Below are 12,920 nucleotides of genomic sequence, written 5' to 3' on the forward strand. Positions count from 1 at the left end.
TTCATCCACACCGTATCAGTTAAACAGCCTGTTCGATCTGTTCATCCAGCAGTTGTGGAATAATATCGGCAGCATTCTGGGAAAGTTTACGTCTTTTTACGGCCCTTGATGGCGGCTGGCATAAACTACAGGCAAAGCTGCCTGCGGGTTGGTGTGCATGGGTGATAAAATTCCCACCGCAGCAATTGCATTGGGACAACTCCAGCAATCCGCTGTCGACAAATCGCACCAGCGTCCACGCGCGAGTTAACGCCAGCAATGGCCCTTCTTCAGGCTGCGGACACTGTTCAAGATATAACCGATACGCCTTAATCACGGCATCCACGCCGCTACAGAGACCCGTTTTGAGCAGGAATTGCCATGCATTGCAAAACATCGACGCATGAATATTTTGTTCCCACGTCATAAACCAGTCGGTGGAAAACGGGAGCATCCCTTTTGGCGGAGGACTACCGCGTAATTCTTTGTACAGCTTGATTAATCGACCACGGCTTAATTGCGTTTCGCTTTCCAGCATTTGCAAACGGGCGCCCAATGTGATTAATTCCATTGCCAACTGGATATCACGCGCTTCCTGAACAATGCTTTTTTCGCTCATCATCAAGCCCTTTTCTTACGTGCTGCATCATCGATGTCGCTTAACAGGCGTGTTGAAAGCATGATACCAGTATGAATTTGCTGAAGATCGTCAACGCGGGAGTCTTGCGTCAGGCGAGTAACAGTCTGGTGATCGTCGAAACGGAAATGACATACCAGTTGGTTTGTTTCGGCCAGTTTGACCATTTGAGGAAGTGTTAATGTTGCCAACGTGTCCGCCATTTCCTCGCTGATACCAAGGCGAAACATCGCAGATGCTTTGTCCTGAACGATCAAACGCTGTGCAAGCAATAAATATGACAAATTGATGTCATAAATGTGTTTCAGCAACTCGGATGTATGCATTATTTGCATCCATAATAACCAACATTGTTTTCATGCGGTAAAACCGCACCCCGTGATGTCGCCGGGAAGGCCCGGTAAAAAAAAGCAAAAGGTCAAATACATAGCAGCGTAACGACACTTACGCGTCGTCTAAACAATCCCTTTTAAGAAGGCAGCGTCCCTTACAAGCTCACATCAATTCTTACAAATGTCTAAGATTTTTCCTAATTCGACGCAACTCTACCCGCCGTCAGTTACACATACAACGGAGCTATGCTGCGAATTTAAAGAATATGTGATCAAGATCACATAAACCAGCCAAACACTTAACATAAATCCATCAGCGTGGCTTTTACTTTGCTTATTTCTTAACCTTCCATTATCCATTTCGATTCCTGATGTACGAATATTCTTGCAATAAAAGCGAATAGTATTATGTTCACGACCGTTAATATCACGCCGTGAAATAGCGAGCTGGATCACATATTTAACTCAAAAAACTTTTTTAATTAAATTCTTTATAAACAATGACTTAAATATTTAGAGCGATTAATTAATACCGCGATGTGACGACCTTGCAAATGTTAATGTATGTTTATTTTTTATTAACACATTGTTTTCATTAGCCGTGGGTTTTACTTAAGTTACCTGAACATATCTGCAACCAATATGAATCGATTATTCTATTTATAAGAATAATTAATGAATAATCATGATGACATTCACACTATGAAGGAAGGAAACGTTGCAGTATGGAGTAAGCTGAGTAAAGCTGAAAAGCCCTCTCATAATTCTTGAAAAAAAGGAGCGAGTTATGAGCTATTCGCACATTCTTGTTGCTGTTGCCGCCACCCCTGAAAGTCAGCAGTTGTTAGACAAGGCGGTTTCTATCGCTCGCCCTGTCAACGCCCGAATTAGCCTGATTACACTGGTCTCAGACCCCGAACTTTATAACCAGTTTGCTGCCCCCATGCTGGAAGACCTGCGTGAAGTCATGCAGGAAGAAACTCAGGATTTTATCGACAAACTTAGCAAAGAAGCAGAATACCCCATTGAGCATACCTTTATTACCTATGGGGCTCTGAATGAACATATCCTGGATGTATGCCGCAAATACGCCATTGATCTGGTCATTTACGGCAACCATAACCACAGTTTTTTTTCACGCGCTTCCTGTTCCGCGAAAAGCGTGATTCATACCAGCCAGGTGGACGTTCTTCTGGTTCCGCTAGCCGGAGATTAATACACAGCGCCAGGACTTCATGCGAGTTTAGAACAGGATGAAATATTGTCTGGCAGTTGGCATTGACTCCGACGCGGCGTGACTGCTTTAAGATCACTAATGAACGTCGCCTGCCAGTTGTCGATATCGTTTTTAACGATAGTCTCAAGCATTTCAGCGTGGCGCGAAATGCGTTCGGTAAGTGTCATCGTCAGCGCCTGGTTTAATGCGCTTGCCACTTCATCCCGGTCATAAGGATTAACAATAAGCGCAGAGGTTAGCTCATTCGCCGCCCCGGCAAATTGCGATAAAACCAGCACGCCAGGGTTAGCAGGATCCTGTGCGGCCACAAACTCTTTCGCCACCAGGTTCATACCATCGCGCAACGGGGTCACCAATCCTACGTCAGAGTAGCGGAAGATCTTCATCAGCAATTTACGATCAAAATACTGGTTCAGATAGTAAAGCGGCGTCCAGCCCAGTTGCCCATATTTGCCGTTGATTCGCCCTGCTTCTGTTTCCAGTTGGTGGCGAATATCCTGATAGGCCTGCACCTCTTCACGCGAGGTCGGCGCTATCTGCGTATAGCGAATTTTACCGTGGTGCTGCGGATAATGTTCCAGTAAGGCCTCGTAGGCCTGAAAGCGCTCCGGCAAGCCTTTGGAGTAATCCAGACGCTCCACGGAGAAAATATTCTGCACATTTTTAAGCTCCGCTTTTAGCTGCGCCAGTTTTGGCGGCAGCGGTCCGGACGCCTGTCGTGCAATCTCATCAGGTTCGATACCGATGGGATAGACCTGAGTGCGAAACACTTTTCCCCATGCCAGATGCTGCTTATCTTTATGCGTGGACACCCGAGTCTGGGCTGCGAGACAGTCCAGAAAAGCCTGGCGATCGTTTTCAGTCTGGAAACCAAGCAAATCAAAATCACACATTTGCTCAAGTAGCGCCAGATGTGGAGGGAGCGCATTAAAAATTTCCGGCGTCGGAAAAGGAATATGCAGGAAAAAACCGATGCGGTTATTCACACCGCGCTTACGTAACTCGCAGGCAAACGGCAATAGATGGTAATCATGAATCCAGATGATGTCGTCATCGCCAAGCAGCGGCAGAAGTTTATCTACCAGTAAGGCATTAACCCGTTGGTAGCCTTCCCAGGCAGAGCGCTGAAACTGAACTAAATCCAGTCGATAGTGAAATGCGGGCCATAAAACCGCATTTGAAAACTGGCAGTAATACTCTTCGTAATCTTGCTCACTCAAATTAAACGAGGCCCAGGTGATATTGCCACGCGTGACTTTTTTTAACGGTTTATCCTCATTACCTGTATCACCACTCCAGCCAAACCACAAACCACCAGCAGCTTTTAACGCACCCAGTACACCGACCGCGAGCCCACCCGCGCTCCCTTTGTCATCTGGTGAGGCGATACGATTAGATACTACGACTAAACGACTCATAGCCACCTCTTCTGTTATTCGTTGCTTTCGATTCTTGCTGCGAAGAGTTAATTTGCTCCAGCCAGCGCCAGACATCCCTGACGCCATCCAGACGCCATGTCGCCTGCGTCGGCCCGATCCCCACCTTCACGGAAATACCGCCAGCGCGGTTAACCACAGCAAATCCTGTTTCATCTGTCAGATCATCACCGAAAAACACAGGGATCCGGCCAGCAAAAGGCGCTTCCTGCATAAATGCAGCTATCGCGTCGCCTTTATTGCTGCCCTTAGGCTTTATTTCCACGACACATTTTCCGTGCTGCAGAGCAAGCTGCGGCCATCTGCGCGTGATGCGTTCAGCCAGGGTAATCAGCGCAGCTTCGTGTTCGGGTGCCTGGCGATAGTGCAACGCGAAAGCCATGCCTTTGGTTTCCAGCGTTGTCCCCGGTAACGTCACTAACGCTGCGTGTAATAAAGCCCCAGCTTCACGCTCGATACCTTCAGGCAGGTGTACTATGTGCGTTTGACCATTGATGTCACGGCGTTCTGCCCCATGCACTCCGGCAAGCGGAAAACGAAACGGAGTAGTGAGTGCGTCAAGCTCAACCATTGAGCGCCCTGAAATCAATGCCAGCGCATCCGCATTATGCGTCGCTAACTGTTGTAAACATTGCAGGATTGCCTTAGGGACAACGACCTGGTCGGGAAAGGGTTTAATCTCAGCAAGTGTCCCATCGAGATCAAAAAAGTAAGCACAGTTTACAGATTGTTCAGGGGGTAAGATCAGTGATGCTGTCACCCGGTTATCCTCCTCATCATGGTCAGAACGCCACGCGGATCGCGGCGTATAGATGATGTATGACGGATATAAGTATAGACAGTGTGACCATGCTCGCCATTTGGAAAAACAATCGCCAGCCGGGTAGCGGCTGGCGATGGGCAGAAGCTAGACTAAAAAGTTAGGGTTTAAATCATCAAACGGTACGCTTCGCTTTTTGCTTGTAACGGTCGAAGATCACCGCCGCCAGCAGGATGAGGCCACGTACCACATACTGCGCGAACGGAGAGATATTCAGCAGATTCATCGCATTCTCAACCGTACCCAGGATCAACACCCCGGCCACCACATATGAGATTTTTCCGATGCCACCTTTAAGCGAAACGCCCCCTAACACGCAGGCTGAAATCACGATCAACTCATAACCGATTGAGGTCATTGGTTGGCCGCTGGTCATACGCGATGCGAGGATAATCCCGGCAATGGCGGATACCAGACCGGAAAGAATAAAGATAATAATCTTGGTACGAACAACCGGAACCCCTGCCAGGCGCGCCGCCTCTTCATTGCCCCCAATGGCCAGCGTATTACGACCAAACGTGGTTTTGTTCAGCAGTAAACCAAAGACAATGAAACAAACGACAGTGATCCAGATAGGCGCAGGCAGACCAAACCAGTTAGCATAACCGAGTGTAAAGAAACGCTCGTCTTCAATCCCGACTGCCTTACCGTCGGAGATAATATAAGCCAGACCACGTACAATCTGCATCGTCGCAAGAGTAGTGATCAGGGCGTTAATTTTTAACCGCGCAATCACGAACCCATTCACCAGGCCACACAGAATACCGAGCAGCAGTCCGGCAGCCACGCCAATCCACAAACTTTCAGTCATGTTAATGACTACGGCAGTGGTAACACCAGCACAAGCAATCACAGATGCGACAGACAGGTCGAAATCACCGGACGCCAGACAAAACAGCATCCCACACGCGACCATGCCCGACATCGATACTGCCAGCCCCAGTCCCTTCATATTGATGAAGGTGGCAAAGTTTGGCACAAACAGGGAACAAACGAGGAACAGCACGGCGAACACCACCAGCATACCGTATTGATCCCAAATGCGGCCCAGATTTAGCGCCGACTTCGCTGCGCCAGAACCCGATGTAGAAACGGAAGACATCATACTCTCCTTATTCAGGCTACAGCCTGGCTGACTTTAGGCATAGCAAGGCTCAACGCCTGGCGCTCATCCGCCTGTTCATGAAGTAACTCACCGGCAATTTCGCCTTCTCTCATCACCACAATACGGTCGGCGACACCGAGCACTTCTGGCAGGTCACTGGAAGCAAACAATACGGCCACACCGCGCGCTGCGAGGGCATAAATCACGTTGTAAATTTCATGCTTGGCGCCTACATCAATGCCGCGTGTAGGCTCATCCAACAAAATCACCTTCATCTCTTCCGATAACCAACGACCGAGGATAGCCTTCTGTTGATTACCGCCGGAGAGATTCATGATCAGTTGCTCTGCACCCGGTGTTTTGATGTTGAGTGAACGAATATGGTGATCGGCATTGGTCTCTTCCCAGCCGTTGTTGATCACGCATCCCCCCAGAACATGCTTACGCCGTGCACTAATGTTGATGTTGTTGCGCACTGAATGGACCGGAATGATCCCTTCGGCTTTGCGATCCTCCGGGCACAGCATCATCCCTGCTTCAATGGCATGGCTTGGTTTACGGATATCGATAGGCTGTTCATCAATAAATACCTGGCCCGCCGTGATACGCGTACCACCGAACAGTCCTTTCATTAATTCGCTACGTCCGGCCCCCACCAGGCCAAACAGCCCGACAATTTCACCGCTTCGCACGGATAAACTGATTGGCGTACGCACGCCCGGGGCTTTTACCTCATGCAACCGCAGACGCTCTGTGCCATACGGTCTGGATTTCCAGCCATAGATATCCCCGAGGTCGCGTCCGACCATCGCCTGCACCAGCGCGTCGTGATCGACCTGCTGCATATCCGTGAACGTTTTGACGTAATGACCATCTTTAAACACAGTGATGGCATCGCTGAGGGCAAAAATCTCCTCCATACGGTGCGAAACGTACAGAATGATGCGTCCTTCGTTGCGCAGCTCACGGATGACACGAAACAGATTCTCAATCTCGCGAGCCGACAGGGAGCTGGTTGGTTCATCAAAGGCGATAATTTTGGCATTTCGCGCCAGCGCTTTAGCAATCTCTACCATCTGCCACTGACCAATGGAGAGGTATTTCAATGGAGTATCGGGATCGATATCCATTCCCAGATGCTTCAGCTGGATTCCTGCTTCATAGTTCAGCAGCGAGCGGTTCACAATCCCGCCTTTGTGCGGTAACTGCCCTAAATAAATATTCTCGGCAACGGTCATTTCCGGGACGAGATGCAGTTCCTGATAAATAATGGCGATGCCGGCGTTGAGCGCGGCAGTGGTATCTGCGAAGGAAACTTCCTGTCCGCGGATCGTCAATGATCCCGTCGTTGGCGCATAGTTACCGCTGAGAATTTTTAAGAGTGTTGATTTCCCGGCGCCATTTTCGCCCATCAGCGCATGCACCTGTCCGGCATAGCAGTCGAAACTGATATCCGTCAGCGCCTTAACGCCGGGGAACGTTTTGCCAATGCCGCGAAATGAGAGATACGGGGTAGACTGTTGCATAACGTCTCCGTGAGTCAGATCTTTATGCCGGAGGGGGCTTTGCCTCATCCGGCCTTCTGAGGACACAATTCGTAGGCCGGATAAGACGCGTTGACGTCACATCCGGCATTTGTGTTACTTACCGCCTAAGCCTTTCTTCGCCAGCTCTTCTTTGAAGTTATCGCGGGTAATCAGCACCACATCCGTCACTTCAGTGAATGCCGGTGGCTCTGCACCTTTCGTTACCCAGTTGTAGAGCATTTCACTGGACTTGTAGCCGTGAACGTCCGGGCTTGGCAGCAGTGAACCGTAGAACCCGGTCGCTTCGCCTTTAGACAGTTCGCTTACTGCGTCAACGCCGTTGATACCAATACCAATTACGTTTGGTGCTTTGAAGCCCTGCCCTTCGGTCGCACGTACGCCGCCCAGCACAGTGTTGTCGTTCATGCCGACAATCAGCCAGTTTTTGACTTCAGGATGCTGAACCAGCATGGAGTTAGCGGCGTCGAATGCGCCGGGGATGTCATTCGATTTTGTTGGGACCTGGTAGATCTGTTTTTCCGGGAAGCCTGCGGCTTTAAGCGCTTCCATTGAACCAGAAGTACGACGACGTGCGGTATCCAGTTCGTTGGCGGTAATGGCCATTACGGCGGTGGATTTCACATCCCAACCGCGTTTTTGCATCTCCTTGTACAGCTCCTGGCCCTGGCGCTCACCAATTTTGGTTGCCGCCATCATCACCAGCGGAACGGTATCCATCGGCTTACCTTTGGCATTGGCAAACTGGTCATCGACGGCAATGACTTTCATATCGTAGCCACGCGCCTTAGCCATAATAGCTGGCCCCAGTTTTGGGTCTGGCGTACAAATAACAAACCCTTTTGCTCCACTTGCAGCCAGGCTGTCGATGGCGTTAAGGGTTTTCTCACCATCCGGGACGGCAATTTTAATCACCTCAAAACCAAGGTCTTTACCGGCTTTATCGGCAAATTTCCATTCAGTCTGGAACCACGGTTCTTCCGGCTGTTTGACCAGGAAACCGAGCTTCATGGATTCAGCGATAGCGGATTGTGACATAATGGCCGCCAGACCGATGGCAGCCAGCGCTTTAGTGAATTTGTGCATGGTTAACTCCAGCTTTAACGTTCTTTTATGTAGGGTAAAATCAGACGATTTTTTGTAATTCGGACGTAAAACAAGGCATTACCTTTTATTGATAAGATCAATGCCAGTGCTGAGAGTATTTGTAGCGGGAAATTGATTCTCCATAAGAGAGCGGCATCACACCACAGAATTACAGTAATTGCGTACATAAATTCAGCGGGAAATGACATAAAAAAACGCGGTTTTGTCGACGGGAAAAAAGAGGAATAGCAGATTAGTCCATAACATCAGCCAACGAATCCTTGTTCCCGAATACCGAAGTATTCGGGAAAATGATTACCATCGGTAATAAATGTGATCAGCGTGATCGCGAACCGGAATATCATCTCCCAATAGACGCGCCGCAAGCGTCAATGCAAAATCGAAAATATGCCCTAACCCTTTACCGCTAATCAGGTTGCCATCTTCCACAATCGGCGCATCGATATATTCCCCATCCGTTACGTTTTGCCACAGATCCCCCGAACACACGTAGCGACGCCCCTTCAGCAGGCCGTTGCCACCCAGCACGCGCGCAGCCGCGGAACACACCGGGCAAATGCGTTTTCCTGCCTCGTCATGGCGAGCGATAAACTGGATGACAGCCTTACTGGCGGCAAGATTAACGCTGCCCTGCGGCCCGCCCGGTAACACAACGGCATCGTAAAGATCCGTCTGACGCGCAGCCAGCGTGCTGTCCGTCACCATCGGCACGTCATGATAGCTCACCACCGCACGGGACTCGGCGCAGGCCAGTGTTTCAACTTCGATCTGCAGGCGGCGCAGAATATCAATGGTAACAATGGCTTCCGCCTCTTCAAAACCAGGTGCCAGTAGCACGGCAACCTTTTTCATACACACTCCTCGATTTTTCCAAATACACCAAACAATAAATGCCGAATCATTCAGGCGCTTAACTTTATTAATTTCCACAAAACTGATCTGGCGCAAATAATTAGCCGCAGATTTCGTTCACCGACACGTCGCGATGATGAAATTTCTTCATCCCAATGCCGGATAATCATCCGGTGACAGACAATACCTGATTGTGAAATTCCATTTCGTGATATGAAACATCATTTCAATATTAACGCTTGACTTTAATACCATAAATATCAATCTGTTATATTCACACCACTTATATACACAAGCAGAAAAATAACTAATATTGCTATGACAATATGTAAAAAATCATAAATACGCAGATTTAAGGATTTTCTTAAGTCGGAACAGGAGTTATGCTGAATCTCGATCGGGAGCGAATATAATTCGTGATCACTAAAGGACCGGCGGAACGGATTTATTCTGCTAACAGTTTTAATTGTACGTAGAGGTGATGTGTAGCGGCAGCCCGTTGCACTGACGTAAGTAACGTACATCCCCCTTTCTGGAAATAAGGATATTGATATGGCTGCAGTTGGAATTGTTCATAAACTCAACACACAAATGAACCTCGAGTTCTACGCATCGAATCTTTACCTGCATCTCAGTGAATGGTGTTACGAACACAGCCTGACTGGCACCGCAACCTTTCTACGCACTCAGGCACAATGTAACGTGACTCAAATGATGCGTATGTTCAATTTTATGAAAAGTGCCGGGGCTAACCCCATCGTCAAGGCAATTGATGTTCCGGGTGATGAACTAACTTCTCTTGAAGAACTGTTTCAGAAAACGCTGGATGAATACCAACAGCGTTACAGCAAGCTATCACGCTTGACCAATGAAGCAGAAGCCTTGAATGATGCAACAACCATTGATTTTCTTCACGATCTGGAAAAAGAGCAGCAGCAGGATGGCGTGCTGTTACAGACGATTCTTGATGAAGTCCGCAGCGCTAAACGTGCGGGACTGTGCATGGCGCAAACCGATAAGCATCTGCTGAACGTCGTGAACTATCAACATCACTAATCTTCAATTTTCATCATGTTAATGCCGGATAACGATGCGACGCACCTTATCCGGCTGGTGCTTAATTTTCTCTACGCTCACGCCTCTCATTCTGCGAGGCGCAAAAAAACCTTTCTAAAACCTGAAACAACGGTTTATTTTAGTGAGATTCATTCTGCGGCGTGAATTTCAACTCGATCAAGGCAACTGCTTTTTGTATTGCGCGCATAGTAACCGGATCGGCGCCCGCAGGATGGCTGGAGAAATCGATGCTTTTCAGTTGGCTGGACATTTTCTCCCGCACTTCTACTGGGGCAATAACATCAAGAACATCCAGAATCTGCTTGATAACCAGCTGACAGGCAACAACGTCCGAGAGCAGTTCCTGATCGGCATTCAGTGTTTGGGACATAGTGAGCTCCTTATAGAAAGGTCGTCATAGTACCTATTCAACGAACGAAACGATAGCCGCGCATGCATTACGAATGCGCTGGAAAATAAAAATAGATCCAGTCAGTTTCTTTTGAGATGGCAAGCACAACATGAGTGAACATTTAGCGGTTGAGAACAAACGCGGTCTATCCCCGGCTGCATTACTTGTTGCCGGGGCTTTCTTTATGGAGTTTATTGACGGCACAGTGATTGCCACCGCACTACCCGACATGGCGAAGAGTTTTGCCGTGCAAGCTGTAGACCTGAACATAGGTATCAGCGCCTATCTGATCACCCTCGCGGTGCTGATTCCTGCCAGCGGCTGGATTGCGGATCGCTTCGGCGCCCGAAAGGTGTTTACCCTGGCGCTGGCGATATTTACTCTCGCCTCGGTTTTATGCGGTTTGTCCGAAAGCCTTGAGAGCTTTGTCGCCATGCGAATCTTACAGGGTGTAGGTGGCGCGCTAATGGCTCCGGTTGGCCGACTTGCGGTATTGCGTACCACGCCTAAACATCAGTTGATCACCGCTATTGCGACCCTGACCTGGCCCGCGTTAGTCGCCCCCATCATTGGCCCTCCCCTTGGCGGATTCATTACCAGCTATGCCAACTGGCGTTGGATCTTCTTCATCAATGTACCGCTCGGGATACTGGCGATTGCGCTGGCGCTTCGTTTTATCCCGGATATTCATGACGACGAGCGCCGCCTATTTGATATAACGGGATTTATCGCAACCTCTGTTGCGATGGTAAGCCTGGTGTATGCCATGGAGTTACTGGGAACCCAACAGCCTCAGGGCTGGCTGACCGCCGGACTTTTGGCGCTAGGAACAGTGACATTTCTGTTTGCCCTGCATCATTTTCGTCGCGCCGCATGGCCAATGATTCGCCTTGATGCCATGAACGTCCCTACTTTTCGCGTCACCATGTATGGCGGATCGCTGTTTCGTGCCTCTATCAGCGCCGTGCCGTTTCTGCTGCCGTTAATGTTTCAGGTAGGTTTTGGCATGAACGCTTTTCACGCGGGTTCGCTGGTGCTGGCGGTATTTGTGGGCAATCTGACGATTAAACCGGCCACCACACCGTTGATACGTTGGCTGGGCTTTAAGAAACTGCTGTTGATTAACGGTGCGCTTAACGTTCTGGCGCTGCTGGCCTGTGCATTAATTACGCCGCAGACCCCCGTGTGGGTTATTTTGCTGGTGTTGTATCTGGGCGGTGTGTTCCGCTCAATTCAGTTTACCGGCGTCAGCACGCTTGCCTTCGCGGACGTCCCCGCGGCACAAATGAGCTACGCTAATACGCTGTTCAGTACAGCGACACAATTAGCGGTAGGATTGGGCATTTCTTTAGCCGCTATTGGGATCCGCATTGGCGATGTGGTCAGTGAAAGGCTGGCATTGGGCAATATTCCAGGGATCAGTTTCCGGCTGGCCTTTGTCGCTATTGCCATTATTTGCCTGGTAGGTATGGTGGATACGCTGCGGCTCACCCGTGATGCAGGAAGTGCAGTATCGAACAAGAACAGGTAGCCCGGAGGGTGAACGCTGCCGGGCCAACAGGATTTAGCCAATTACCTCGCGTACAAACGCTTCGATTGCTTTGTCCTGGCAGTTTTCAAAGAAGCACTGCTGGAAGCGCGGGCCTGATACAGCGGTTTTCACCAGTTCAGGATCGATAGCGCGCAGCGTGTCCAGATAATTTTCTTTTACCACAGCCGCTTTCACCTGATTCAGAATACCGGCGTTACGTACCTGCGGCTCTTTACGCTCCGGTGGGTAGCCTTCCCCGTTACGCCCGGTGAACGCTTTTTCAAACATATAGCGCACATTCAGCTCAGCACCCCAGCCAAAACCTTTGGCGAATGCCAGAGAAAGTGCGTTGCCGTTGTTGATCTGAGAGAACAAGAACGCATCTGCAGGATCGAGGCAATAACCACACACCACACCCGGATGGATATTCAGTGACATCATTGCCCCCTGGCCCGTGCCGCAACCGGTGACCACGAAATCAACCGCTTTGGAATTAAGCAGGATGCTGGCCATAATTCCTAAATGGATGTAGGTCAGATGATGATCATTTTCATCGCTCATCCCAACGTTATAGACCGGAAAACCTTTCTCATCCGCAACGGCTTTAAGCTCGTTATGGATGATGGCGTTTTTGCTTGCCTGGCTGTTTTCCATCATCAATGCAATTTTCATTCTGTACTCTCCTGAATGCACTGCGGTAGCCCGCTGAAAGTCATAACATTCAGCCACATTACTATTTTGTAATCACACTTTCAAATTTAATGAAATTTAGTTTTAAAAAACAAAGTTGCGCTCACATTCTTGTCTGAACAGTTCAGAATTGCCTCAAACGAATGACCTCGTTGTGATTAATCACAGGTGATCTTCGGGCT

13 protein-coding genes are annotated in these 12,920 nt (G+C 49.2%); 3 read left to right on the forward strand and 10 right to left on the reverse strand.

Going from position 1 to position 12,920, the window contains the following annotated elements; translation table 11 throughout:
* Positions 1–19: 19 nt before the first annotated feature.
* Both flhC and flhD read right to left on the reverse strand, forming a co-directional pair.
* Positions 20–604 carry a flagellar transcriptional regulator FlhC gene (gene flhC / locus WN16_RS17565; protein ID WP_008785071.1) on the reverse strand — a complete coding sequence of 195 codons (585 nt, stop codon included), beginning with the start codon at positions 602–604 and terminating at the stop codon, positions 20–22.
* Positions 601–942 carry a flagellar transcriptional regulator FlhD gene (flhD, locus tag WN16_RS17570; RefSeq protein ID WP_003034622.1) on the reverse strand — a complete coding sequence of 114 codons (342 nt, stop codon included), beginning with the start codon at positions 940–942 and terminating at the stop codon, positions 601–603. Before flhD ends, flhC begins: the two co-directional genes overlap by 4 nt.
* 793 nt (positions 943–1,735) lie before the next feature.
* Between flhD and uspC the strand changes: the two genes are divergently transcribed.
* On the forward strand, positions 1,736–2,164 hold the full coding sequence (gene uspC, locus WN16_RS17580) for a universal stress protein UspC (RefSeq protein WP_003034619.1): 429 nt from the start codon (positions 1,736–1,738) through the stop codon (positions 2,162–2,164).
* Positions 2,165–2,181: 17 nt separating this feature from the next.
* Here uspC and otsA read toward each other — a convergent pair whose 3' ends face one another.
* The 6 genes from otsA to WN16_RS17610 form a co-directional block, all read right to left on the reverse strand.
* The gene (otsA, locus tag WN16_RS17585; RefSeq protein ID WP_044701497.1) at positions 2,182–3,603 is read right to left on the reverse strand and encodes an alpha,alpha-trehalose-phosphate synthase; all 1,422 of its coding nucleotides are present in this window, start codon (positions 3,601–3,603) and stop codon (positions 2,182–2,184) included.
* A complete protein-coding gene (otsB, locus tag WN16_RS17590) occupies positions 3,578–4,381 on the reverse strand; it encodes a trehalose-phosphatase (RefSeq protein ID WP_016150535.1) in 804 nt (267 codons plus the stop codon). Before otsB ends, otsA begins: the two co-directional genes overlap by 26 nt.
* A 175-nt stretch (positions 4,382–4,556) precedes the next feature.
* Positions 4,557–5,543, reverse strand: coding sequence for an L-arabinose ABC transporter permease AraH (gene araH, locus WN16_RS17595; protein WP_003034609.1), 987 nt, complete (start codon positions 5,541–5,543; stop codon positions 4,557–4,559).
* 14 nt (positions 5,544–5,557) lie between these two features.
* On the reverse strand, positions 5,558–7,072 hold the full coding sequence (araG, locus tag WN16_RS17600) for an arabinose ABC transporter ATP-binding protein AraG (RefSeq protein WP_044701499.1): 1,515 nt from the start codon (positions 7,070–7,072) through the stop codon (positions 5,558–5,560).
* 114 nt (positions 7,073–7,186) lie between these two features.
* Positions 7,187–8,176, reverse strand: coding sequence for an arabinose ABC transporter substrate-binding protein (locus tag WN16_RS17605; RefSeq protein WP_003833897.1), 990 nt, complete (start codon positions 8,174–8,176; stop codon positions 7,187–7,189).
* Positions 8,177–8,491: 315 nt separating this feature from the next.
* Positions 8,492–9,049, reverse strand: coding sequence for a DJ-1/PfpI family protein (locus tag WN16_RS17610; protein WP_044701501.1), 558 nt, complete (start codon positions 9,047–9,049; stop codon positions 8,492–8,494).
* A gap of 552 nt (positions 9,050–9,601) precedes the next feature.
* On the opposite strand from WN16_RS17610, the gene WN16_RS17615 reads away from it, so the two are divergent.
* Entirely contained in the window at positions 9,602–10,105 is a 504-nt protein-coding gene (locus tag WN16_RS17615; RefSeq protein WP_003839130.1) for a non-heme ferritin-like protein, read from the forward strand.
* 139 nt (positions 10,106–10,244) lie between these two features.
* Here the strand turns inward: WN16_RS17615 and WN16_RS17620 are convergent, their stop codons facing one another.
* Positions 10,245–10,496: a DUF2766 family protein gene (locus WN16_RS17620; RefSeq protein WP_003034595.1), complete on the reverse strand. Its 252-nt coding sequence runs from the start codon at positions 10,494–10,496 to the stop codon at positions 10,245–10,247.
* A gap of 130 nt (positions 10,497–10,626) precedes the next feature.
* Between WN16_RS17620 and WN16_RS17625 the strand changes: the two genes are divergently transcribed.
* Positions 10,627–12,048 carry an MFS transporter gene (locus WN16_RS17625; protein WP_044701504.1) on the forward strand — a complete coding sequence of 474 codons (1,422 nt, stop codon included), beginning with the start codon at positions 10,627–10,629 and terminating at the stop codon, positions 12,046–12,048.
* A 33-nt stretch (positions 12,049–12,081) separates the two neighbouring features.
* Here WN16_RS17625 and WN16_RS17630 read toward each other — a convergent pair whose 3' ends face one another.
* Positions 12,082–12,720, reverse strand: coding sequence for an RpiB/LacA/LacB family sugar-phosphate isomerase (locus tag WN16_RS17630; protein WP_003034591.1), 639 nt, complete (start codon positions 12,718–12,720; stop codon positions 12,082–12,084).
* Between the last annotated feature and the right edge of the window lie 200 nt (positions 12,721–12,920).

The sequence above is a fragment of the Citrobacter sp. ABFQG genome (assembly GCF_004322975.1).
Taxonomy (GTDB): domain Bacteria; phylum Pseudomonadota; class Gammaproteobacteria; order Enterobacterales; family Enterobacteriaceae; genus Citrobacter; species Citrobacter freundii.

What these genes read in the sequence shown, in the direction of transcription:
- flhD (WP_003034622.1), bottom strand. Translation starts at nt 942, where the DNA reads ATGCATACATCCGAGTTGCTGAAACACATTTATGACATCAATTTGTCA.
- uspC (WP_003034619.1), top strand. Translation starts at nt 1,736, where the DNA reads ATGAGCTATTCGCACATTCTTGTTGCTGTTGCCGCCACCCCTGAAAGT.
- otsA (WP_044701497.1), bottom strand. Translation starts at nt 3,603, where the DNA reads ATGAGTCGTTTAGTCGTAGTATCTAATCGTATCGCCTCACCAGATGAC.
- araH (WP_003034609.1), bottom strand. Translation starts at nt 5,543, where the DNA reads ATGTCTTCCGTTTCTACATCGGGTTCTGGCGCAGCGAAGTCGGCGCTA.
- araG (WP_044701499.1), bottom strand. Translation starts at nt 7,072, where the DNA reads ATGCAACAGTCTACCCCGTATCTCTCATTTCGCGGCATTGGCAAAACG.
- WN16_RS17605 (WP_003833897.1), bottom strand. Translation starts at nt 8,176, where the DNA reads ATGCACAAATTCACTAAAGCGCTGGCTGCCATCGGTCTGGCGGCCATT.
- WN16_RS17610 (WP_044701501.1), bottom strand. Translation starts at nt 9,049, where the DNA reads ATGAAAAAGGTTGCCGTGCTACTGGCACCTGGTTTTGAAGAGGCGGAA.
- WN16_RS17615 (WP_003839130.1), top strand. Translation starts at nt 9,602, where the DNA reads ATGGCTGCAGTTGGAATTGTTCATAAACTCAACACACAAATGAACCTC.
- WN16_RS17620 (WP_003034595.1), bottom strand. Translation starts at nt 10,496, where the DNA reads ATGTCCCAAACACTGAATGCCGATCAGGAACTGCTCTCGGACGTTGTT.
- WN16_RS17625 (WP_044701504.1), top strand. Translation starts at nt 10,627, where the DNA reads ATGAGTGAACATTTAGCGGTTGAGAACAAACGCGGTCTATCCCCGGCT.
- WN16_RS17630 (WP_003034591.1), bottom strand. Translation starts at nt 12,720, where the DNA reads ATGAAAATTGCATTGATGATGGAAAACAGCCAGGCAAGCAAAAACGCC.